At 69.7% G+C, this 22,367-nt stretch carries 16 protein-coding genes; 10 read left to right on the forward strand and 6 right to left on the reverse strand.

From position 1 onward, the window contains the following. Positions 1 to 115: 115 nt before the first annotated feature. Complete coding sequence (locus AB0J16_RS00160; protein ID WP_358532587.1) at positions 116 to 1,291, reverse strand: hypothetical protein; 1,176 nt, start codon at positions 1,289 to 1,291, stop codon at positions 116 to 118. Between the two features lie 99 nt (positions 1,292 to 1,390). Beyond that, positions 1,391 to 2,386 (reverse strand): LacI family DNA-binding transcriptional regulator, encoded by a 996-nt coding sequence (locus AB0J16_RS00165; RefSeq protein WP_358532590.1) that lies wholly within the window; start codon positions 2,384 to 2,386, stop codon positions 1,391 to 1,393. A gap of 315 nt (positions 2,387 to 2,701) precedes the next feature. On the opposite strand from AB0J16_RS00165, the gene AB0J16_RS00170 reads away from it, so the two are divergent. From AB0J16_RS00170 to AB0J16_RS00190, 5 genes are read left to right on the forward strand one after another with little or no spacing between them, the layout of a single operon-like run. Next, positions 2,702 to 4,210 (forward strand): extracellular solute-binding protein, encoded by a 1,509-nt coding sequence (locus AB0J16_RS00170; RefSeq protein ID WP_358532592.1) that lies wholly within the window; start codon positions 2,702 to 2,704, stop codon positions 4,208 to 4,210. Between the two features lie 22 nt (positions 4,211 to 4,232). Then, positions 4,233 to 5,168 carry a sugar ABC transporter permease gene (locus tag AB0J16_RS00175; RefSeq protein ID WP_358532595.1) on the forward strand — a complete coding sequence of 312 codons (936 nt, stop codon included), beginning with the start codon at positions 4,233 to 4,235 and terminating at the stop codon, positions 5,166 to 5,168. Next, positions 5,165 to 6,031 carry a carbohydrate ABC transporter permease gene (locus tag AB0J16_RS00180; RefSeq protein ID WP_358532597.1) on the forward strand — a complete coding sequence of 289 codons (867 nt, stop codon included), beginning with the start codon at positions 5,165 to 5,167 and terminating at the stop codon, positions 6,029 to 6,031. The genes AB0J16_RS00175 and AB0J16_RS00180 overlap by 4 nt, the downstream gene beginning before the upstream one ends. A 22-nt stretch (positions 6,032 to 6,053) precedes the next feature. Then, entirely contained in the window at positions 6,054 to 7,724 is a 1,671-nt protein-coding gene (locus AB0J16_RS00185; RefSeq protein WP_358532600.1) for an alpha-L-arabinofuranosidase C-terminal domain-containing protein, read from the forward strand. 20 nt (positions 7,725 to 7,744) lie between these two features. Beyond that, positions 7,745 to 9,601, forward strand: a complete 1,857-nt coding sequence (locus AB0J16_RS00190; RefSeq protein ID WP_358532603.1) for a sugar-binding domain-containing protein — start codon at positions 7,745 to 7,747, stop codon at positions 9,599 to 9,601. A gap of 39 nt (positions 9,602 to 9,640) precedes the next feature. Here AB0J16_RS00190 and AB0J16_RS00195 read toward each other — a convergent pair whose 3' ends face one another. Then, positions 9,641 to 9,817: a hypothetical protein gene (locus tag AB0J16_RS00195; RefSeq protein WP_358532606.1), complete on the reverse strand. Its 177-nt coding sequence runs from the start codon at positions 9,815 to 9,817 to the stop codon at positions 9,641 to 9,643. 618 nt (positions 9,818 to 10,435) lie between these two features. Between AB0J16_RS00195 and AB0J16_RS00200 the strand changes: the two genes are divergently transcribed. The 5 genes from AB0J16_RS00200 (at position 10,436) to AB0J16_RS00220 (ending at position 17,587) form a co-directional block, all read left to right on the forward strand. Continuing rightward, complete coding sequence (locus AB0J16_RS00200) at positions 10,436 to 11,047, forward strand: PadR family transcriptional regulator (protein WP_358532609.1); 612 nt, start codon at positions 10,436 to 10,438, stop codon at positions 11,045 to 11,047. Beyond that, on the forward strand, positions 11,044 to 12,807 hold the full coding sequence (locus AB0J16_RS00205) for a sulfatase (RefSeq protein ID WP_358532612.1): 1,764 nt from the start codon (positions 11,044 to 11,046) through the stop codon (positions 12,805 to 12,807). Before AB0J16_RS00200 ends, AB0J16_RS00205 begins: the two co-directional genes overlap by 4 nt. 42 nt (positions 12,808 to 12,849) lie before the next feature. Then, positions 12,850 to 14,193, forward strand: coding sequence for an MFS transporter (locus AB0J16_RS00210; RefSeq protein WP_358532615.1), 1,344 nt, complete (start codon positions 12,850 to 12,852; stop codon positions 14,191 to 14,193). Positions 14,194 to 14,265: 72 nt separating this feature from the next. After that, a complete protein-coding gene (locus AB0J16_RS00215) occupies positions 14,266 to 16,515 on the forward strand; it encodes a glycoside hydrolase family 3 C-terminal domain-containing protein (RefSeq protein ID WP_358532618.1) in 2,250 nt (749 codons plus the stop codon). Positions 16,516 to 16,534: 19 nt separating this feature from the next. Further along, a complete protein-coding gene (locus tag AB0J16_RS00220; RefSeq protein ID WP_358532621.1) occupies positions 16,535 to 17,587 on the forward strand; it encodes a family 1 glycosylhydrolase in 1,053 nt (350 codons plus the stop codon). On the opposite strand, the gene mltG is transcribed toward AB0J16_RS00220, so the two are convergent. The 3 genes from mltG to AB0J16_RS00235 all read right to left on the reverse strand — a co-directional run bounded on the left by mltG (position 17,574) and on the right by AB0J16_RS00235 (position 22,332). Beyond that, positions 17,574 to 18,536, reverse strand: coding sequence for an endolytic transglycosylase MltG (gene mltG, locus AB0J16_RS00225; RefSeq protein ID WP_358532624.1), 963 nt, complete (start codon positions 18,534 to 18,536; stop codon positions 17,574 to 17,576). The genes AB0J16_RS00220 and mltG overlap by 14 nt on opposite strands. After that, positions 18,533 to 19,045, reverse strand: coding sequence for a SigE family RNA polymerase sigma factor (locus AB0J16_RS00230; RefSeq protein ID WP_358532627.1), 513 nt, complete (start codon positions 19,043 to 19,045; stop codon positions 18,533 to 18,535). The genes mltG and AB0J16_RS00230 overlap by 4 nt, the downstream gene beginning before the upstream one ends. Positions 19,046 to 19,209: 164 nt before the next feature. Further along, on the reverse strand, positions 19,210 to 22,332 hold the full coding sequence (locus tag AB0J16_RS00235) for a TIM-barrel domain-containing protein (protein ID WP_358532629.1): 3,123 nt from the start codon (positions 22,330 to 22,332) through the stop codon (positions 19,210 to 19,212). Between the last annotated feature and the right edge of the window lie 35 nt (positions 22,333 to 22,367).

Raw genomic sequence — 22,367 nt, forward strand, 5'->3', positions numbered from 1 at the left:
AGCGCGCGATCCGTTCGGTGCACGCAGGTAGGTCACGGCAGGAAAACGTCCGTGACACCGCACCGGCAGCCGCAGGTTCGCGACGACCGGTGCGGGCTGGTCAGGGCTGGCCTGGTCAGGGCTGCTGGAGCTTGCGGAAGCTTTCGAGCCAGTAGCCGCGCCCAGAAAGCTCGCCGCGGGGCCGCACGATCTTGGAGGCGTACACGCTGTTGAGCAGCCACGGGGTCTTGTCAGGGCCGAAGTTCGTGACCATCGGGTCGTCCTGCTTGAAGCCGTACGTGGCGACGGCCAGCCGCCCGGTGCCCCGGTACAGCTTCATCTGGTCGCGCAGGAAGTTCGCCTGGCTGGTGAACCACGGGCTACTGTTCAGGAAGTCGTCCCACTTCCGCTCAGTGAACGGCTTGTCGATGGCGGCCTTGATGACCTGCCAGACCAGGGTGTCGGCGGGGAAGTCGTACTTCTTGGCGAACGTGGCCGGGATCGGGTCCTTCAGGTGCTGTTGCCAGTACCAGACGATGGAGAACTCGGTGACCAGGAACGTCTGGTCCGGACGCATCTTCGGCAGGATGTAGTCCAGGAACGGCTTCGCGGCCGCCTGCGAGGGGACGTGCGGGTGGATGTCCACGCCCGCGATCTCCGGCGTCTCGCGTACGAAGGTCATCCAGCGCTCGGCCGCCGGGGTGCGGCGGTCGGCCAGGTCGAGGCGGTTCAGCGCGCCCATGTAGAGCGAGGTGCCGCAGTCCGCGCCGCACTTCTCGCGCCGGTAGTCGATCACGTGGCGGGCGACGGTCTCGTAGAAGGTGTTGAGCCGCTGGTCACGCTCGGCGGGCAGGCTCTCGATGAAGGGCTCGTTGCCGATCGCGAGGATGTCCACCTTGCCCATCACCGCGGGCAGCACCTTGTCCAGCCGGGCCAGCTCCGCGGCCATCTTGGCGCTGCCCGGCGCGGGGAAGGACGCCGAGTTGTAGGGGAACTTCAGGCTGAGCACGGTGTCGTAGCCGCGCGCGGCCGCCTTGGTGATGGTGCTGATCGAGACGTGCTTGGCGGGGTCGCCCTGGTCGGTTTGGGGCATCGGGAAGAACCCGCGGACCCACTGCGCGTTGGCCTCGCGCAGTTCCCGGAAGTCGAGGGTGTCGAGGTTCTCGTTGAAGTTGGCTCCCAGAGCGCCGTACGCGCGGGCGCGCGGCTTGTCGTGGGCCACGGATTGGGCTCCTTCCGCGATGGCGGCCTGGGTGAGAGTCGAGAGGGCGAGAACCGCTGTCATGGCGATGGTCGACAGTCGGCGCAGCATGGGACCTGCTTTCTCGGAGGGGGCCGATGCGTATATCGGCTGGCCGCATTCATGTTTGCGCTAACCCATTTCGCCTGTCAACGGACGGCGGTATTGAGGTCAGCGGCGCGGTGGCGCCGTGGAGGCCCGCACCACCAGCTCCGGCAGCACGAAACGGCTGGCGGAGGCAGACGCCTCGGCCCCCTGCGGGGCCTCGATCTGCGCGATCAGCTGTTCGAGGCAGCGGCGGCCGACGGCGGCGAGGTCCTGGCGTACGGTCGTCAGCGGCGGAGAGAGGAACGGCGTGAAGTCGAGGTCGTCGAAGCCGACGACGCTCAGATCGTCCGGCACTCTGCGCCCCAGTTCGTCGGCCGCCCGCAGGACGCCCACGGCCATCTGATCATTGGCGGCGAAGACAGCGGTCACGGTGTCGTCGGCCAGCAGGCGGCGGGCGGCGTCGTACCCCGACTGCGGGGACCAGTCGCCGACGACGGGCGGCGGGACGGCGCGGCCGGACCGCTTCAGCAGCCGCTGCCACGCGGCCCGGCGCCGCTGCGCCGGGATCGAGCCGGCCGGCCCGGCCACGTGGTGGACGGTGGCGTGGCCGAGCCCGAGCAGGTGATCCACGGCGGCGCGGGTGCCCGCGGCCTCGTCCATGCCGAACGTGGGGTGCCGGTGCGCCGCCCTGCTGTCGGCGATCACCACCGGCACCTCGTCGGGAAGCTGCAGGTGCGGGGTGTCGAGCACCCGGGCCTCGATCACGATCACGCCGTCCACCGCGCGGTCGGTGAGGCCGCGGACGGCGGCGCGAATGTCCTTCTCGGTCGGGCCGTCGACCATCGCGACGCTCACCGAGTAGCCGCGGGCCTGGGCGCCGCTCACCACGGCCTCGACGATGCGGACGTTGAGCACGGCGCTGAGGTTGAACATGACGACGCCGATCGTGCCGAACCGGCCGGTGGCCAGCGCCCGCGCGGCGATGTTGGTGCGGTAGCCGAGCTGTCTCATGGCCGTCTCGACCTTGAGCCGCGTGGCGGCGGTCACCCGGTCGTTGCCGTTCGCGACCCGCGACACGGTCTGGCCGGAGACACCGGCGAGCTTGGCGACGTCCGCCATCGAGGGGCCACCGGACGATCCCGTTCCTGGTAGTCGAGCCACGCGGGGCGCTCTCCCTTCCTCGTAGCAGCGGCGTACAGCGTACATCGACGTCCTCAGTTGCCGCTCGCTGGATCGCGATGCATGTTTCCGCAAACATGCGACAGAGGAGGCTATGGCCTCTGAACTGGTCTTTTAAGATGCTAACCATCATGACCTTGACGTTGATAGAGGTCAGCCATAGGTTTGCGCAAACATGGATCCGCTTCGCGGGGAGTCCTGAACCTTCAGGGCTGGGCGGGATCGTGACCAAGCCGACGACCAAGAGGAGTCGCCATGGGGTCGCATCGCCGAATCCCCGGAATCCCGCCCGGCGTGGCAGGCGTCAGCCGCCGCCAGTTCCTCGGTGGCGCGAGCGCCGCCGTCCTGGCCGCGGCGCTGACCGCGTGCACCGGCGGCGGGCAGATGAGCCGCCGGAGCCAGGCCGCGAGTGACGCGCTGCAGTGGTGGGACCAGTTCAGGCCGCTGACCAAGATGCTGGAGAGCGACCTCTTCACCCCCTACGAGCAGGGGCACAAGGGCGTCACGATCGAACGGCGCCAGATGGACGCGCCCAACCTGGGCCAGGCGCTGCAGGTGGCCCGGCGCAGCAACCAGATGCCGGACGTGCACTCGCTGGCGGGGCTGGGCTCCGTCTCCCCTGCCGCCCTGGTCAGCGAGGGCTGGTTCCAGCCGGTCGGCAAGCTGGCCGACTTCACCGGCAGCCCCATCGCCGGTCAGCTCTACGACGGCATCCACCGCTTCAACGGTGAGATCTACTCCTTCGCCCCGTTCTCCGGCCGCAATCACGAGGCGGTGCCGTGGTTCAACACGGCGCTGCTCAAGGAAGCCAAGGTGGACCCCGAGGACGAGCCGGCCACCTGGGACGACCTGCGCGCCATCGCCCGCCGCGTGACCAAGGGGAACGCCTCGGGCGCGTACGGGATGGTGATCCCGCTCAAGGACCCCGCATACCTGGCGACCCTGGTGCACCGGCTCGCCATGACAGCGGGCGCCCCCGGCGCCATCGACTGGGCGACGGGCGCGTACGTCCACGACTCCCAGCCGTACATCGACGCCGTCGAATTCCTCGTCTCGCTGCAGAAGGACAAGGTCGTCCACCCGGCGTCCGCGTCGATGGGGCCCCGTGACGCCCGCGCCCGCTGGGCCGCCGGGCAGGCGGCCATCTACCCGTGGGGCGCGTGGTTCGTCGGCGGCCTGCGCGTGGACGAGCCCGAGGCGGTCGAGCGCGGGGTCGGCGTGTGGCACATCCCCTGCCCCGAGACCACCAGGAACTTCGTCTACAGCCCTCCGATGCCCGGCACGTTCTGGGTGTCGAGCCAGTCGAAGAAGGCCAAGTCCGCGGCCGAGGTACTGCTGCGGATGACCACCAAGGAGTTCCAGCTCAAGCTGGCCGCCGCCATGGACCAGCCGCCCGCGCTGGCCGAGGTGGTGAAGGAGGCGGAGGTGCACCCCGCCTACCGACAGTGCGTGGCCAACTTCCAGGAGGACGTGCGCATCGGACCGGTGCCCGAGGTCGGCACGCCGGGCGTGTGGCAGGTGCTGGCCGAGATGCGCGACATCCATCCCGACCTCGGCGACATCGTCCAGTCGGTGCTGACCGGCTCCAGCTCCGACGTGAGCGGCCAGCTCCGGCGCTACAAGGACCAGCTCAGCGCCGAGCGCGAGCGCGCCATCAAGGCGGTCAAGGAGGAGAAGGGGGTCCAGGTCGGCCTCGACGCCTGGGTCTTCGCCAACTGGGACCGCAAGAAGGACTACGAGCAGCAGGACTACGCCGGCCGCTGAGGGGCGGCCGGACAGGAGCACCATGACGACAACCCACTCCGCGCGCCCCCGGCCCGGACGGCTGAGGCGCCTGCGCAAGGACTGGTGGATCTACCTTTTCCTGCTGCCGACCCTCGTCGGGTACGGCGCGTACACCATCTATCCCCTGCTGGCGTCGTGGTGGTTCGGCTTCCTCGACTGGCCGGGCTTCGCCGACGCCGGGACGTTCATCGGCGTCGAGAACTTCGCGCGGCTGATCGAGGACGACCTGTTCTGGAACGCGTTCTGGAACTCGATCGTGTTCCTCGTGATCGCCGTGCCGCTGCGGGTCGGGCTGGCGCTCGCGCTGGCGATCGTGCTCAATCGGAGGAAGACGCCGTTCAAGGGTTTCTTCCGCACGCTGTTCTTCCTGCCTGTCGTCACCACCGGCGCGATCGTCGGCATCGTGTTCACGCTGCTGCTGGACGCCAGTGGCCCGGTGAGCGTGTCGCTGGTCTGGGCGGGCCTGATCGACTCACCGGCGAACTTCGCCGCCGACGCCGGCACCTCGCTCTACGCCGGGATCGCCGTCTGGGTGTGGAAGTGGCTGGGCATCACGCTCATCTACTGGCTGGCCGCGCTACAGACGATCCCGCCGGGCGTCCACGAGGCCGCGATGATCGACGGCGCCGGCCCCTGGGCGGAGTTCCGGCGCGTCACGCTGCCGCTGCTGGTGCCGTTCCTGGTGATCATCACGTTGATCGACACCGTGGCGGCGCTCAACGTCTTCGACCTGATGCAGACCCTCACCGGCGGGGGCCCGTCCTTCTCTTCCGAGGTGATCGAGATCTTCATCTTCCGCACGGCCTTCCAGGCCACCGTCCCCCAGCTCGGGTACGCCTCGGCCGCGGCGGTGCTGTTCGGGCTGCTCACCATGGTCCTCGCGATCGCCCAGGCAGTGGGCATGCGCTGGGCCAGGAACCGGATGGGCTCGGCATGACCGCGCTCACGGGGCGGTCGGCCCTCCGCCCGCCTCTCCGGCTGAGTGCCGGGCAGGTGGTGACCGCCGTACTGCTGCTCGTGCTCGGCGCCCTGTGGGTCTACCCGTTCATCTGGCTGGTCTCGGCGTCGCTCAAGACCTCGCCCGAGATCTTCGGCTCGGGGCTCGGCCTCCTGCCCGAGGAGCCGGTCTGGGAGAACTACGCCCGCGCCTGGACCGAGGTCGGCTTCGCCAAGTACTTCGTCAACACCCTCGTCGTCACCATCGGCACGGTGGTGCTCGTCGTCGTGCGCAGCGCCCTGGCGGGCTACGTACTGGGCCGCTACGACTTCGCCGGCAAGAAGGTCGTCATCGGCCTGTTCCTGGTCACCTTCTTCCTGCCCGAGGGCTACACGATCATCCCGATCACCCAGCTCACCGACCAGCTCGGGCTGCTCAACACCCACGCCGGCGTGATACTCGGCCTGGGCGCGGGCGGGCAGATCGCCTCGACCCTCCTGTACGCCGGGTTCTTCAGGAAGCTGCCGAACGAACTGGAGGAGTGCGCCCGCCTGGACGGCGCGGGACAGTTCACCGTCTTCTTCCGCGTGATGCTCCCGCTGGCCTGGCCGATCACCGCCACGGTGGTCATCCTCACGTACCTGTTCGCCTGGAACGTCTACCTGCTTCCGCTGGTGTTCACGCTCAGCGACCCCGACCTGCGAACGCTGGCCGTGGGCATGACGGTCTTCGCGGGCGAACGGGAAACGGACTGGTCGGGGATGGCCGCGGCCGCCGTGATCTCGCTGATCCCGGTGATCGCCGTGTTCGTCGTCCTCCAGCGCAAGTTCGTCGACAGCATCGCGGGAGCGGTGAAGCAGTGACCGGAATGGAGTTCTGAGCCATATGTCTGTCCACGGCCGCGAGGCACTCGTGACGATCGACACCCGCCGCCCGGCGGGCCGGATCGACGACGACGTCTACGGACATTTCCTGGAATCGGCGTTCTTCGGGAACATCGAGGGCGGCGTGTTCGACGAGGGCTCACCCCTGTCCGTCGCCGAGCCGGGCCTGCTCAACGGCGTCCGTACTGACGTGCTCGACCTGGTACGCGAGCTGGGCCCGGGACCGATCCGCTGGCCAGGCGGCAACTTCACCTCGGCCTACCACTGGGAGGACGGCATCGGCCCGCGCGGGACGCGGCCGAGCCGGCTGGAGCTGGCCTGGGGTGGGCAGGAGTCCAACCGCTTCGGCACCGACGAGTTCCTGGCCTGGTGCGAGGCGGCGGGCGCGGAGCCGTACCTGGTGCACTCCTGCCGGAACGTGGACGAGGCGGTGCGCTGGGTCGAGTACACCAACTCCGCCCGCGCGACCACGCTCACCGGCCGTCGCGCCGAGAACGGGCGGGCCGAGCCGTGGAAGGTGCGCTATTGGGGCGTGGGCAACGAGGTCTACGGCCCGTGGCAGATGGGCCACCGCACGGCCGAGGAGTACGCCGCCGCCGCCCTTGAGCACGCCCGGTTCATGCGCCTGGTCGACCCCGAGATCCGCCTGATCGGTGTCGGCATCCCCTGGCAGCAGGAGCAGTGGACGCGCCCGCTGCTGGCCCGGGCGGGCAAGCTGCTGGACTATCTGTCCCTGCACCTGTACGGCGCCAGCACCCATCTGTGGACCGGCGACGACTACGACGCCGTCGTGGCCCAGGCGCTGTACTTCGAGCGCGAGATCCATGCCTACTCCCAGCTCGTCACCGAGCTCGCCGCTGAAGTGGGTCTGGAGCGCCCGCCCGCGCTCGCGCTCGACGAGTGGACCATGCGCCACCTCGAACCCGAGGACTGGCCGCAACCACTGCCCGGCGAGGACGGCGGCGTCGCCGAGCGCGAGCTGCCCGAGACGGGCGGCGGCGGGCCCGAGCTTCCCGAAACGGGCGGCCCGAAGCGCCGGGTGCGGGTGAACCGGTGGAGCCCTCGCACGGTCGCCGACCTGGTCTTCTGCGCCGGAGTGTTCCACGCCGTCCATCGCTCCGCCGGCCTGCCCGCGCCCGTGTCCATGGCCAACCCGGTCAACCTGGTCAACGCCAACGGCCTGGTGGTCGCCCGCCCCGATGGCGCCCTGCGCTCGGCGATCTACCACCTTTGGCACCTCTACCGGCACCACACCGGCAGGACCGTACTGCCGTCCGAGGTGGACGGCCCGGCCAGGACTGCGGCGGTCCGGCTCGGCGACAACCGGGGCCCTGACGGCCGGCTGCTCACCGCGCCCCTGACCGTCCCGTTCATCGACGTGTCGGCCACCCGCGCCGACGACGGCTCGGTACGGGTGGCCGTCGTCAACCGCCACCGCGACGAGAGCATCCGGGTGCGGGTGGTCCTCGACGGCAGCTCCGGCGCCACCCCGGCCCGCGCGCGGGTGCGCACCGTCGGCGGTGACGTCCCCGGCCTCGGCGCGGTCAACACGCTCGGCGCACAGGACACGATCGCCGTGCGGGACCTGGGCGAGGTCGAGGCGAGCGGCGGGGCGTGGGAGATCGCGCCGCACTCGGTGACCGTGCTGACCCTGCTGGAGGAGCTTTCGTGACCCACTCTCGGGGAGCTTCCGTGACCCACTCTCAAGGAGCTTTCGTTACCCACGATCCCGACTACCCCCGTCCCCTCCTCGTCCGCCCGCACTGGCAGGACCTGTGCGGCGAGTGGGGCTACGCGGCCGACGATCGCGACCGCGGCCTGGTCGAGGGTTGGCACCGCGACGCCGGGGCGTTCACGCGCGCGATCGTCGTGCCGTACCCGCCCGAGAGCGAGCTGTCCGGCGTACACGAGCCCGAGCCCCACCCGATCGTGTGGTACCGCCGCGCGCTGCGCCTGGAGCGCGAGCCGGGGCCGGGCGAGCGGCTCCTGCTGCACTTCGGCGCGGTGGACTACCGGGCGCGGGTGTGGTTCAACGGCGAGTACGCCGGTGAGCACGAGGGCGGCCACACGCCCTTCACCTTCGACGTCACCGAGGCCGTCGTTCCCGGCGAGGAGCAGGTCGTGGTGGTCCGCGCGCAGGACGAGTGCGACGACGCGACCCAGCCGCGCGGCAAGCAGGACTGGCGCGGGGAGCCCCACGACATCTGGTACCACCGCACCACCGGCATCTGGCAGCCGGTCTGGGCGGAGGTCGTGCCCGACCTGCACGTCCGCGGCCTGCACTGGACCCCTGACGTCCCCGGCGCGTCCGTCACCGTCGAGGTGGAGCTGTCCCGCCGGCCGGATCCCGCCGTGGACGTCCGCGTCGTCCTCAGCCTGGGCGAGGAGGTCCTGGCGGAGCAGACATGCCGCACCGACCGGCGGGACGGCCGGTGGACGATCGCCGTCCCGGCGGCCCGGCATCAGATGGAGCAGGGCCGCCTGCTGTGGACGCCGGAGCAGCCGACGCTCCTGGCCGCCAGGATCGAGGTGATCGGGGGCGACGGCGCGCCGATCGACGCGGCCACCTCGTACGTCGGCCTGCGCAGCACCGGCGTCCGGGACGGCCGCTTCCTCCTCAACGGCCAGCCCCGCTTCCTGCGCCTGGTCCTGGCCCAGAACTACTGGCCCCGCTCGCACCTGGCCGCGCCGGACGCCGCCGCGCTGCGCCGGGAGGTCGAGCTGGCCAAGGAGCTGGGGTTCAACGGTGTCAGGATCCACCAGAAGGTCGAGGACCCGCGCTTCCTGGCCTGGTGCGACCGGCTCGGCCTGCTGGTGTGGAGCGAGCTGCCCAGCGCGTACGAGTACGCGCCCCGCACGGTCGAGCGGCTGACCCGCGAATGGCTGGAGGTCGTGGCCCGCGACCGCAGCCATCCGTGCGTGGTGACGTGGGTGCCGTTCAACGAGAGCTGGGGTGTCTGGCACGGGGCGGACGTACCCGAGCAACGGCACGCCACCGCCGCGCTCTACCACCTCACCAAGGCACTCGACGGCACCCGGCCGGTGATCTCCAACGACGGATGGGAGCACACGGAGAGCGACATCTGGGGACTGCACGACTACGCGCCGACCGGCGAGTCGATCCGCGAGCGCTATGACGGTCCCGAGGCGCTCGCGCGCATCCTCGGCGACCGCCCGCCCGCGCGGCGCGTCGCCCTGCTCGGCGACCCGGTCCGGCGCGGCCAGCCGGTGGTGCTGTCCGAGATCGGCGGGACCAGCCTCCGCCCGGCCCGGGACGAGGCCTGGCACGGGTACGGCACCGTCGGCTCCACCGAGGAGTTGGCCGAGGGCTTCCGGCAGATCGTGGACGCGGTGCTGGACAACCCGGAGCTGGCCGGTCTGTGCTGGACCCAACTGACGGACACCGAGCAGGAGTCGAACGGGCTGCTGACCGAGGACCGCGAGCCCAAGGTGCCCGCAGCGGCCATCCGCCGCATCCTCACCCGCCCGGCCCGATCGGTGCCCGCCGAGGCCATCGACGCCGCCCGCCGCGCGGCCAGGGACCGCTGACGGCGATCCGCCGCGTGTGCGGATCAGGCGTGCGCGGGCTCAGGGGGATTCGCACAGCCTGTTGAGCTCCGCGACGTCTGTATTGATATCCGCGATCACCTGGTTGGGATCGCCGCCGGTCATGCCCGTCATGCGAAAGTTCAGCTCCTGGAATTCTTGGGCCAGCCGACTGATCTTCTCCCCTACCACTCCTTCCGCGTCGAGACGTGCGCCCATCAGGTCGCGGTACGTCTGCTGAGCCGCGGCCGCCTGGCTGCTGCGGACGGACCCGGCGTTCCGGCGGTATGCGGTCAGCGCCGCTGCCGCCTCGTCGCAGCCGCCGGGCCGGATCGCTGACAGCGGTGAAGAGGAAGCCGGGGCTTCTCGCGTGGGGCTCGGTGGTTCGGGCGTCCTGGACTTGGGCGATGGTTTCGGGGTCCGCGGCGCGTGCCTGGTGGTGACCGGTTCGTGTGACGATGACCGCGGGGCCGGGGTGGGGACTTCCGTGTCGGTCTGAGGCTGGGGCTGGGGCTGGGGCTGCGGAGGTGGGGCCGGCGGCGCCAGGTACGCGACCAGCGCGACCACGGCGGCGATCACACCCGCCAGACCGCTCACTGCCGTCCAGTTCAGGCGCGAGCCTGCTTTTCCGCCCGCCGTTGGCGGCTGCGTTGATCCGCTCCCCGTCATGTCCTCATCGTGGCCGAGCCGCCGAGCTCGGTCCAGAAGACCTCCTGCTCTGGCTTGATCAGGCGAAATCTTCCACAAGGCGACTCTCGACAGAGCATGACACTTATGTCATGGTATCACCATTCCATTTGTGGCACGGTTAACTTCGTTACGACGACGGGCAATTTGATGAAGCTTGAGATTCTTCTCCTCGGGGCGCTGCTCAACCGTCCCAGCACGGGCTATGAGCTGAAGAAATTCTTCGACACGCACGGCCGGTTCGCGCGCTCGAACACGACCATGAGCCAGGCATACCGGACGCTGGCCTCGATGGAGGAGCGCGGCTGGGTCGAGCACACGATCGAGGAGCGTCCCGGGGCGAGCAACGCCAAGCGGTACCACGTGACCGAAGAGGGCTACACCGTCTTCATCGACTGGCTGACGCGCCCGTACAACCCGCCCACCCGCTTCCAGGACCCCGACCTGTACGCACGCCTGGGTGGCGCCGGTTTCATGACGGTCGATCAGGTGCTCGCCATCCTCGACGTCGAGATCAACACCCGGGTGGCGGAAGTGGCGCGTTACCGCCACCGAGACCGCAGCCGCTACGACGAGCCCCCGCGCGGCTACGACGTCCAGCTCGGCGCCCAGATGGACGAGTGGCTTCATCGGCGCGGCGCCGAGGCGATGGACCACCACATCGCTTCCCTCATCGAGCTGCGCCGGCGCCTGCTCGACGGGGAGCCGCTCAATCAGGACTCCCCGCCCACCATCGTGCGAACGGAGGAGACGTCGCGATGAGGGCGATCATCGTCATGTTCGACAGCCTGAACCGGCACATGCTCTCGCCGTACGCCGACACGTTCATCGACGCGCCGAACTTCGCCCGGCTGGCGGCGCGGGCGGTGACGTTCGACCGCTTCTATGCCGGTTCGATGCCGTGCATGCCCGCGCGCCGGGAGATGCACACCGGACGGTACAACTTCCTGCACCGCAGCTGGGGCCCGCTGGAGCCGTTCGACGACTCGATGCCGGAGCTGCTCAAGCAGGCAGGGGTGCACACGCACCTGGCCTCCGACCACCCGCACTACTGGGAGGACGGCGGCGCGACCTACCACACGCGTTACAGCACGTGGGAGTTCTTCCGCGGTCAGGAGGGGGATCCGTGGAAGGGCGTGGTCGGTGACGCCCCGAAGGGCCCGTTCGAGGCGATGAGGCGGCAGGACGCGGTCAATCGCACGTACATGCCGACCGAGGCCGAACACTCGCAGACCCGGACCGTCGACGCGGGCCTGCACTTCCTCGAGACCAACGTCGCCGCCGACCGGTGGTTGTTGCAGATCGAGATGTTCGATCCGCACGAGCCGTTCTTCACCCACCAGCGTTACAAGGACCTCTACCCGCACGACTACGACGGCCCGGAGTTCGACTGGCCGCCGTACCAGAAGGTCCTCGAACCCGGCGACCAGGTCGAGCATGCCCGCAACGAGTACGCCGCCCTGGTCTCGATGTGCGACCGCTCGCTCGGCCGGGTCCTGGACTTCATGGACGAGCACGCCATGTGGGACGACACGCTGCTGCTGGTCAACACCGACCACGGCTTCCTGCTCGGCGAGCACGGCTGGTGGGCCAAGTCGGTGATGCCGTGGTTCAACGAGCTGGTGCACCTGCCGATGTTCCTGTGGGACCCGCGCACCGGCGGCCGGGACCAGCGCAGGGGCGCGCTCGCGCAGACCATCGACATCGCGCCGACTGTGCTGCGCTACTTCGGCATCGAGCCGACCCCTGACATGCAAGGCGCGGACCTCACCCAGGACGCGCCCGCCCGCGAGGGCGCGCTGTTCGGCATCCACGGTGGGCACGTCAACGTCACCGACGGCCGCTACGTCTACATGCGCGCCGCCAAGGAGCAGGCCAACGGCCCGCTCGAAGAGTTCACCCTCATGCCCACTCACATGCGCGCCCGCTTCTCGACGCAGGAGCTCAAGGAGTGGGCGCCGGCCGAGCCGTTCACCTTCACCAAGGGCGTGCAGACCATGCGAATACCGGCCTCCCCCTCGTGGATGAACCCGTGGCAGCACGGCACGCTCCTGTTCGACCTCCAGGAGGATCCGGCCCAGGAAACGCCGATCGTCGATGACGACGTGGAGCTGCGGATGGTCGAGCTGCTGCGCCGCCTCATGCTCGACAATGACGCGCCGCCCAGCCAGTACGAGCGCCTGGGCATCCCGCGTGACGGTGACATCGAGCCCAAGCACCTCCTGGTCCGCGAACAGCGCGAGCGCGCGACGGCCGTCGCCGCGCCCCTTCCCGCAATGGAGAACCTGCGCGCCCCGGCTTTGCTCCGCGCCCCGCTTCTGGAGCTCCTGCGGATGACGGGCGCCAAGGACGTCCTCGCGCGGGAGGCGCCCGCGCTGGTGCAGTCGGAGCTGCTCTCCGCCCCCGCCTCCATGAGCCTGCTCGATCTCGCCCGTTACGGCTACATGCCCGCCGCGGTGCTGCGCCGCATCGACGAGCAGTTCGCCCTTCTCACGGCACCACCCGGCGTCTCAGCCCCCTGAGACGGCGTTTGCTTTATCGCACCACTGCAGACAGGACCCCCCATGGATGCCAGCGCCTCCACCACGTCCGTCCAGCCAGGAGCGGCTCAGGCCGCCAATGTCCCTCACCGCTGGCGCAATCTCGCCGTCGTCTCCGGCGTGAGCGTCGTCGACGGCACCGAAGCCGGCCTCATCAACACCGTCTTCCCCACGCTGGCGGCCGCGCTGCGGCTCAACAGCGGACACCTCGGCCTCATCGCCGCCCTCGGCAAGATCGCAAGCGTACCCGCCGGACCATTCTGGATCTGGCTGTCCGGCAGGATCGGCCGGCGCGCCACTCTGGCCGCCACGACAGTGACCGGCGGCCTGTTCGGCATCGCCGCCGGCTTCTCGCAGAACTTCGTCCAGCTCCTGATCTGCTGCACGCTCATGTCCGCCGCCGTGATCGGTGGCTCTCCCATCGCCATGGCCGTCATCGCCGACTCCTTCCCCGACGAGCAGCGTGCCCGGGCCAACGGCATCTTCTTCAGCTCGATCCAACTCGCCGGCATCGTCCTCGGCCCCATCATGGCCGCCTTCGTCGCGATGCAGGACGGCTGGCGGTGGGCCCTGTGGACACTCGGCGGCGTCTGCATCGTCGCCGGATTCGTCGTCCTGGCATTCTTCAAGGATCCGGGCATCGGGGCCGCCGAGCGGCAACTCGCCGACCTCACGCGTGAGGACCGAGCGAAGGCGAAGGTCACTTTCGGCTCCGTCATCGGACTGTTCCGCATCCCCAGCTACGCCGTGATGATGCTGAGCCGGCTCCTGTCCGGGCATCTGCTGATCATCATCTTCGGCGTCCAGTTCCTGGTCACCGAGCGCGGCATCCCCAACTCCACCGCCATCCTGGTGGCGCTGCCGTTCGGCATCGGCTACAGCGTCGCCACGCTGGGCGCCGGATTCATCCTCCCCCGCCTCGACCGGCTCATGCCGAGCAGAGGCCGGGTCATGATGCTGCAATTCGCGCAGATCGCGTTCGGCGTCATCGCCTTCTTCGGCACGCAGTTCCGGTACGAGACGATCACCGTCTACGCGGTCTTCTGGGCGCTGCTCGGCGCCTGCCAAGGGCTGAACCCGCCGGTCAACCGCCCCATCGTGGCCGCCGTCGTGCTGCCCGAGCTGCGCGGCCAGGCGTTCGCGATCTGGCTGACGGTGTTCGAGACGATCGGGTGGGCGCTGTTCTCGCTCCTGGCCGGCACGCTCGCGGCGGCGATCGGCATCCAGGGCGTGTTCTTCTGGGTTCTGGTCGTGCTGATGATCGTCAACGGTCTCCTGCTCTCGATCCTGTACTTCAGCTATCCACGAGACGTCGGCCGAGTCAGCGAGATGCTGGACAGCCGTCGCCAGCAGACGCTCGCGGACTGACGCGTAGAAGGGCACCCGTCGCCTCCTGAGGCGGCGGGCACCCCCTGCAATCCCTACCAGGAAGGTCACGACATGACCGACGAACGTTCCGTCGTCGAGCGGCTCACGCTCGAAGAGAAGGCGAGCCTCGTGTCCGGCGCCGGTTTCTGGGCGACCGCGGAGGTGGCCCGCGCGGGCGTGCCAGCCACGGTGCTCACCGACGGCCCGCACGGCGTACGCATGCAGCGGGCCGGCTCCGACCACCTCGGGCTCGCCGACAGCATGCCCGCCACGTCGTTCCCCACCGCCGCGGCACTGGGCTCGTCGTGGGACGAGGGACTCCTGCGCGAGGTCGGGGAGGCGCTCGCGGTCGAGGCCAGGGCGCTCGGCGTGGACGTCCTTCTCGGCCCGGGCGTCAACATGAAGCGCTCCCCCCTGTGCGGGCGCAACTTCGAGTACTTCGCCGAGGACCCACTACTGGCCGGCGTCATGGCGGCCGGGTGGGTCGCGGGCCTGCAGTCGCGCGGCGTCGGCGCGTCGGTCAAGCACTTCGCGGCCAACAACCAGGAGACCGACCGCATGCGCGTCAGCGCGGAGGTCGACGAGCGTACCCTGCGGGAGATCTACCTGCCCGCCTTCGAGCACGTCGTCCGCGAGGCGCGGCCCGCCACGATCATGTGCTCCTACAACCGGATCAACGGCGTGTACGCCTCACAGAACCCCTGGCTGCTCACCACGCTCCTGCGCGAGGAGTGGGGATTCGACGGGTACGTGGTCTCGGACTGGGGCGCGGTGCACGACCCGGTCGCCGCCCTCCGATCCGGGCTCGACCTGGAGATGCCGGGCACCGGCGGCCGAAGCGCCGCCACGATCGTCGAGGCCGTACGCGCCGGCGAGCTCAGCGAGGACATCCTCGACACCGCCGTGGCCCGCCTGCTGGACACCCACGACCGGGTACGGCTGCCACGCGAGGGCGAGGCCCCGGCACCGGACTTCGACGCCCACCACGCGCTCGCCCGGCGCGTCGCCGCGGAATGCGCGGTCCTGCTCAAGAACGACGGCGCCCTGCTCCCGCTGGACCCGGACGCCGGTGGCCGGATCGCTGTCCTGGGCGAGTTCGCGCGTACCCCGCGCTACCAGGGCGCCGGCAGCTCCCAGATCAACCCGACGCGGGTCGACGACGGGCTGACGGCGATCCGCGCCGTCACCTCGCGCGAGGTGACGTTCGCGCCGGGATTCCGTCTCGACGGGACGGCCGATGAGGCCCTGCTCGCGCAGGCGGTGGAGGCGGCTCGCGGCGCCGCCGTGGTGCTGGTGTTCCTCGGCGAGCCGTCAGAGGCCGAGTCGGAGGGCTTCGACCGCGACGACCTGGACCTGCCGGCCGTACAGCTCCGGATGATCGAGGCGGTCTTCGAGGTCAACCCGTCGATCGCGGTCGTGCTGAGCAACGGCGGCGTCGTACTGACCGGCCCGCTCACCGCTCGGGCGGCGGCCCTGCTGGAAATGTGGCTGCCCGGCCAGGCCGGCGGGAGCGCCACGGCCGATCTGCTCTTCGGGCACGCCGCGCCCGCCGGCCGGCTGGCGGAGACCGTCCCGCACCGGCTCAGCGACACGCCCGCGCACGTCAACTGGCCGGGCTCGGCTGGGCAGGTCCTCTACGGGGAGCGGCTCTACATCGGCTACCGCTGGTACGACCGCACCGAAGGCGACGTGGCCTTCCCGTTCGGCTTCGGGCTGTCGTACACCACTTTCGCCTACTCCGAACTGTCCGTGCACGTACCCGACCCGACCCGGCCAGAGGCGCGCGTCGAGGTCACCGTCACCAACACCGGCGCGCGTGGGGGCGCCGAGGTCGTCCAGGTGTACGTCAGCGACCCCGTCTCGGACGTGGACCGTCCCGTACGCGAGCTGCGCGGCTTCCGCAAAGTGCGCCTGACGCCCGGGGAGAGCGCCCGCGTGGCGATCGAGCTCGACGCCCGCGCCTTCAGCTACTGGAGCGCCCGGCACGGGCAGTGGGTGGCCGAACCGGGCGAATACGGCGCACACGTCGGCCCCTCCTCCCGCGACCTGCCCCTGGAGCAGCGCATTCACCTCGATCTGGCGATGCCGCCGACCCCTCTCACGGCCGACAGCACGCTCGCGGAATGGCTCGCCCACACCCGTGGGCAGGAGATCATCCAGGAGATCTTCGCGACGTCCGCTGGCTCGTCCTTCATCACCGACCCGGCCAGCCAGCCACTGGTCGCGCAGATCCCGCTGGCCACCCTCCTCAGCATGGGCGCCTCTCCCACCGGGCAACTCCCACCGTCCATCGACGACCTGGTCCGGAAGGCGAACTCCTAGGCTCATGAGGAAGTCAGGCATGCCCCAACTCCCCCTTGGCTTCCTCTGGGGTGCGGCGACCGCGCCGCACCAGGTGGAAGGCAACAACGTCAACAGCGACTGGTGGGCTCTCGAACAGACGATGCCCGGCATGCAGCACCGCGCGATGATCGACACCGCCCTGGATCTGGGACTCACCCCGGTCGTCACCCTGCATCACTTCACCCAGCCACGGTGGTTCGCCGACGTCGGCGGGTGGATGGGCGACCAAGGGATCGAGCGCTTCGCGGCCTACGTCCGGGAGGCCGCGGGCATTCTCGATGGCGTCGAGTGGGTATGCACGATCAACGAGCCGAACATGCTCGCCCTCATGGTCGGGATGAGCCGGGCCGCGCAGTCCGGTGACATCGAGACGTGGACGAGCCCCACGGTCGAAGGCGTCACACGTCCGGTGCTGCCGGATCCCGACCCCAAGGTCGCGGCGCGGCTGGCCGAGGCACACGACGCGGCCCGCGAGGTCCTGAAACAGCGCACCGGCGCGGCCGTCGGCTGGACCGTGGCGTGCCAGGCGTACACCGCGACTCCTGGCAACGCGGAGAAGCTGCGCGAGGTGAGCTACGTCCGCGAAGATCTTTACCTGGAGGCGGCCCGTGGTGACGACTTCATCGGCGTGCAGTCGTACTCCAGCCAGGCCGTGGACGAGAACGGCGTCGTCCCGCATCCGAAGCGTCCGGACAACACGATGACCGGCGACGCCTACCGGCCGGACGCGATCGGCATCGCCGTCCGGCACACCTGGGAGACGACCGGTGGCGTTCCCATCCTCATCACCGAGAACGGGATCGCCACCGCCGACGACTCACGGCGGATCGCCTATACGTCGGAGGCCCTCGACCACCTGTTCGCCGCCATGGACGACGGCATCGACGTGCGGGGCTACATCCATTGGAGCGCGCTGGACAACTTCGAGTGGGGGCACTGGGAGCCGACCTTCGGTCTCATCGAGGTCGACCGCCGGGCGTTCGACCGCCGGCCCAAGCCGAGCCTGGCCTGGCTGGGAGAGACCGCCCGTAGCTCCATCACCAGGTCCTGAGGTTCTTTCTGTATTCCTCGACCAGCGTGTCGTACTCGGATGGGGAGCCGGCGAACTTCGTGACGCCCGTCTTCGGATCGATCGTCACGAAGTACAGCCACGGCCCGGCGGCCGGCTTCAGGGCGGCCGCGATGGCGTCGGCGCCCGGGCTGCAAATGGGACCTGGCGGCAGGCCGAGGCGCGCATAGGTGTTGTACGGCGACCGGCTCTTGAGATCCTCGTTCGAGGCCGTGGCGCCGAACTTGCTCAGGCCGTACAGGACCGTGCTGTCCATCCGCAGCTCCATCTCGGGCCTGTGCTTCAGCCGGTTCTCGATGACCCGCGCGATCTTGGGCATGGCGCGCTTGTCGATCGACTCGGCCTGGACGATGCTGGCGATGGTCAGGATCTCCAGTGGCGTACGGCCGACCCGCCTGGCACCCTTCACCAGGTTGCTCTCCTCGGCGGCGCGATTGAAGCGTGTCACCATCGCGGCGAGGATCTCGGCGGGGCTCGACGTGGGCGAGACCTCGTAGGTTCCGGGAAAGGCGAATCCTTCCAGCGCGCCCTTGGCGTAGGCCGGAAGGCCGAGCGCCTTGCCGTCCTTGGCGGCTCGCTGGAACTCCACCAGCGGTCTGCCGGTGGTGGTCGACAACTGCTCCAAGATCTGTGAGAGCCGTAGTCCTTCCCTCACGGTCACGGTGATCTGTCCCTGCTTGGTGTCCACAATCGTCTCTCCAGAGCCCTGCCCGGCGACGTCCTTGGAGACGTCCTTGGAGACAGCGGACAGCCCCTGGACCACGAGCGTGGATCCGACCGCCATCACGGTTACGGCCGCCGCTGCCGCCAGGGCGAGGCCGCGCCGACGGGATCGACCCTGCTTGACCTGGAGGAACCGGCCCGGTGGGGGCGGCTGCTCCTCATGGGCCATGTCGGAGAGGGTCTCACGCAGCAGATCCTCGATGTTCATCCGAACTCCCTCACGGTGCTCAGTTCAGGCGCGGCCTTCTTCAGGCGCTCCAACGACCGGTAGATCTGGCTGCGAACCGACCCGACCCTGACGCCGAGCAGCCGCGCGATCTCGGTCTCGGAGAGGTCTTCGAAGTAGCGCAGCACGAGCATGGTCCGCTGCCGGGGCGTCAGCCGGGCGAGGGCCGCGCGCATCACCAGGCGAAGATCCACCATCTCGGCGTGCCCATCGCCGATCTGTTCGGGCAGCCATCCGGTGGACACTTCCGCGACGCGGGAACGGCGCCGCCACCAGCTCACCTGCTCGTGGTACATGACGCGGCGGACGTAGCCCTCGATGGCCGCGGTGTCGCGCAGGCCGCGCCACTTCGCTGCGGTCTTCGCCAGCGCCGACTGGACCAAGTCCTCGGCGGCGTGCCGGTCACCGGTCAGCAGGTACGCGGTACGGAACAGCGCCCCTGATCGATCGATGACGAACTCCCGGAAGTCCGCCGCAAATCCTGGATCCACCTGTCCTCCTCGCGATGTCGCCAAGCAAGGACGCGGACAGGGGGTCGATCTATGCCGCCGTGGCCGAACTGATCCGCGGCAAGGCGCTCAGTCGTCGAGGTGTGAGGCCCCGCCCCGACGGGGCCTCGGGTGTCATCCTCCGGGTCCTGGTGGGCCGTCAGGGGTCAGCCGGAAGTGAAGCTGAGCCGCGTCGTGTGTTTGGGGAGCTTGACGGTCAGGGTGCGGGTGGCGCTGTCATAGCGGTACGCCTCGGCGGGCAAGTCCTTGGGAGGTGCGGCATTCAGGAAGTTGAGCGTCCATTGGCGCGGCTTGCCGCTGATCTTCACGGTCCGCCGCCCTCCTGACTCCGAGTATCGGATCGTGGTCCTGTCGTACAGCGTGTACGAGCCGGAGGCTCCCGAGGCGATGTTCAGGGTGACCTTGTCCAGGGGGTTCTGGACGTCGTTGGCGACGTCAGCGGTCCTGGTCGGCAGGATGCCCCCGGCCTTGACGAACACGGGCATCGTGTCGAGGCCGGTGGTGATGCTCCGGGTGGTGCCGCCGGAGTAGGTCTGGCCGGTGAAGTAGTCGGTCCACTGGCCTGGCGGGAACCACACCGAGGTCGTGGCCGTGGCGCCGGGCGTGGTCACGGGCGCGACCAGGAGGTCGGGGCCGTAGAAGTACTGGGTGGCGACGGTGGCGTACGCGTTCTCCTCGTCGGGATATTCCAGATAGGTCGGGCGGACGATCGGGACGCCTGTGGCGTTGGCCTCCTGGGCCAGCGTGTAGGTGTAGGGGACCAGGTTCTCCCTCAGGTTGAGGAACTTCTTCGCCGAGTCCTTCGCCGCGGTCCCGTACTGCCAGGGCAGCCGGTCGCCGTGGTTGCTGTGCAGGCGGTCGATGGGCTGGAAGGTGCCGAACTGGACCCACCGGGCGTACAGGTCGTCGGGCAGCTTGCTGGTCCGCCTGGTCTGCCCGTTGTCGAGGTAGGTCTCCGAGCCCGGCAGGCCCGTGGTGTCGTTGTGGCCGCCGATGTCGTGGCTGATGGACGACATGCCGGTGGCGGCGGATTCGCCAGGCGTGTAGCCGACCTCCGCCCGGAGGGTTCCCCAGGTGGAGGACGTGTCGCCGGTGAAGTGGACAGTGCTGCGCTTGTCGGCCCACGGGCCGGTGGGCAGGCCCGAGCGGCCGGCGTACGAGCCGGTCTGGAGGGAGCCGAAGGCACGGGAGAGCACGAAGCCGCCGTTGGCCGCGGCGTACTGCTGGTGGATCCAGGCGTCAGGGGTCACGCCGGGCAGCGAGGACTGCGAGGCGTCGCAGCACCAGTCGAGCCACCAGAAGTCGTTGCCCTGCTGATCCATGGTCTTGTGCAGGTCCATGTACGCCTTGAGCTGGTCGGGGTCGCCCCAGTCGAAGGTGTAGCAGTTCGCGCCCGCGGCCCCGGCGCAGCCGCCCTTGCGGAGTTTGCCCTTGGCCGTGGCCTGTGCCTGGGCGAACTGGGGGTCGTCGCCGACGATGCTGGGATGGACGTTGAGCGTGTTGTGCAGGCCCTGGGCGGCCGACCAGTCGAAGAACGCCTTCGGGTCGGGGAACTTCGCGCGGTCGATCTGCCAACCACTCCAGGTGTTGGGCGATTTGAAGTCGGTGTCGGTGACCAGGACGTCCAGCGGGACGCCCTCGGAGCGGAACCTGGGCAGGATCGTGTTCTGGTAGTCGGCCGCGGTGCGGTCGATGTACTCGGAGTACCACACGCCGTACGCCCAGCGGGGTAGCAGCGCCGGCGGCCCGGTCAGGGTGGACAGGTCCGACAGGGGGCGCTTGTAGTCGTGGCCGTAACCGAAGAAGTAGCCGTCCTGGTACGCCCTGCCGCCGGGCCGCTGGGTGACCTTCCCGGTGGCGGGGTCGTACAGGGCCGAGGGTGTGTCGTCGAGCAGGTACCAGCCGTCCTTGTGCAGCAGGCCCGGAGTGGTCGGCGGGGTGCCGTTGTCGCCGTTCACGTTGTCGAGGCTGCGGCGGTAGCCGCCGAGCGGGAGGTGGGGCGGCGGGGCGGCCGTGCCGGTGGGGGTCACCGCGAGCGTGTCCGCGTTGACGCGGCAGCCGGAGGCGCCAGGGCAGGTGAGGGCGATGTCGTTCGTGCCGGACTTGAGCGCGACCGTGATGGCGGCCGTCGCCCAGGTGTCCCAGTCGGCCGTGATCGGGAAGGTCATCTGCTGCGTGGCGCCGCCCGTTGTGACGGTGGCCGTTCGCGTCTGGTGCAGGCCGTCGCCGCCGACGCCGTTGGCGTAGCGGATGTGCAGCGTGTACGTGCCGTCGGCGGGCACGCCCACCAGGCGGGTGGCCAGGCCGGCGCCCTGGTTGAGCTCGGCGACGAAACCTCTGCCCGCGTAGCCGGCGTGGTCCTGCACCACCTTGGCCGTACCGGCGAGCCCGCCCGCCTCGGCCTCGCAGCTCGTGCCGTACGCGCAGGGCACGGTGGCTCTGGCCGACGGCGGCGGATATCCGGCGCCCGGTGGCAGCAGCGCGAGGCTGTCGATGTTGACGTTGCCGGAGTCGGCGGGCGTGCGGGTCAGCGTGATCATGTGCCGGCCCGCGGCGAGCTGCACCGCAGGTGTGGCTATGGCCCAGGTGTCCCAGTTCGCGGTCACCGGCAGGGTCACCGTCTGGCCGGTGCCCCCGTCCACCGACAGGGTGAGCGTGCGCGGCGTGTGCTGGCCGTCGCCGCCGACGGCGTTGGAGTAGCGGATGGCGAACTGGTACTGCCCTGATGTGGTCGCGTTCACGTCCGCGGACAGCGAGTTGCCGGTGCCCTCGAAGCCCGCCAGGAAACCCGCGCCGGTGAAGCCGGTGTGGTCGGTGGCGACAGCCAGCCCGCCGTACGAGAGATCCTCGGCCTCGCACAGGGCTCCGGCGGGACAGGTCAGTTGTTGCCACGGGGCGGCGGTCGTGGTCTTCAGGCTGACCGAGAGGTTCTGCGGGGTGAACGGTCCCGATCCGACCTGGTAGCGCAGGGTGAGCGCGCTCGTCCTGATGGTGAGCCAGCCGTTCGACGTACTGGAGGTGAAGGGCGTCGCCGGAAAGGTGCCGCGCCCGACGGCGTTGAAGGTCGGGGTGTCGAGGAATTTGGCGTCGCCCGCGTACTCGGTTCTTATCAGGGTTGGGGACAGCACTTCGAAGCGGGCGTTTCCTGAGGTCACCGCTTTGATCCGGTTGCTGTCAGGCATCGCCTCCGCCGGGGTGGGGGCGATGCCCGACATGGCCACCGCGGTGATCGCGACGGCTACGAGGCGCAGGAAGGGGCTTGGTCGCACTGGGCGGCTCCTTAGTCACGTTCGATCGGACAGCG

The organism is Nonomuraea sp. NPDC049750 (assembly GCF_040659625.1).
In the GTDB taxonomy this organism is placed as follows: Bacteria; Actinomycetota; Actinomycetes; order Streptosporangiales; family Streptosporangiaceae; genus Nonomuraea.

Bases quoted from the DNA above. Each gene is read 5' to 3' on its own strand.
- AB0J16_RS00185 (WP_358532600.1), top strand. From the start codon at position 6,054: ATGTCTGTCCACGGCCGCGAGGCACTCGTGACGATCGACACCCGCCGC.
- AB0J16_RS00210 (WP_358532615.1), top strand. From the start codon at position 12,850: ATGGATGCCAGCGCCTCCACCACGTCCGTCCAGCCAGGAGCGGCTCAG.
- AB0J16_RS00175 (WP_358532595.1), top strand. From the start codon at position 4,233: ATGACGACAACCCACTCCGCGCGCCCCCGGCCCGGACGGCTGAGGCGC.
- AB0J16_RS00180 (WP_358532597.1), top strand. From the start codon at position 5,165: ATGACCGCGCTCACGGGGCGGTCGGCCCTCCGCCCGCCTCTCCGGCTG.
- AB0J16_RS00205 (WP_358532612.1), top strand. From the start codon at position 11,044: ATGAGGGCGATCATCGTCATGTTCGACAGCCTGAACCGGCACATGCTC.
- AB0J16_RS00220 (WP_358532621.1), top strand. From the start codon at position 16,535: ATGCCCCAACTCCCCCTTGGCTTCCTCTGGGGTGCGGCGACCGCGCCG.
- AB0J16_RS00165 (WP_358532590.1), bottom strand. From the start codon at position 2,386: ATGGCGGACGTCGCCAAGCTCGCCGGTGTCTCCGGCCAGACCGTGTCG.
- AB0J16_RS00170 (WP_358532592.1), top strand. From the start codon at position 2,702: ATGGGGTCGCATCGCCGAATCCCCGGAATCCCGCCCGGCGTGGCAGGC.
- AB0J16_RS00200 (WP_358532609.1), top strand. From the start codon at position 10,436: ATGAAGCTTGAGATTCTTCTCCTCGGGGCGCTGCTCAACCGTCCCAGC.
- AB0J16_RS00195 (WP_358532606.1), bottom strand. From the start codon at position 9,817: ATGGGCGCACGTCTCGACGCGGAAGGAGTGGTAGGGGAGAAGATCAGT.
- AB0J16_RS00160 (WP_358532587.1), bottom strand. From the start codon at position 1,291: ATGCTGCGCCGACTGTCGACCATCGCCATGACAGCGGTTCTCGCCCTC.
- mltG (WP_358532624.1), bottom strand. From the start codon at position 18,536: ATGAACATCGAGGATCTGCTGCGTGAGACCCTCTCCGACATGGCCCAT.
- AB0J16_RS00215 (WP_358532618.1), top strand. From the start codon at position 14,266: ATGACCGACGAACGTTCCGTCGTCGAGCGGCTCACGCTCGAAGAGAAG.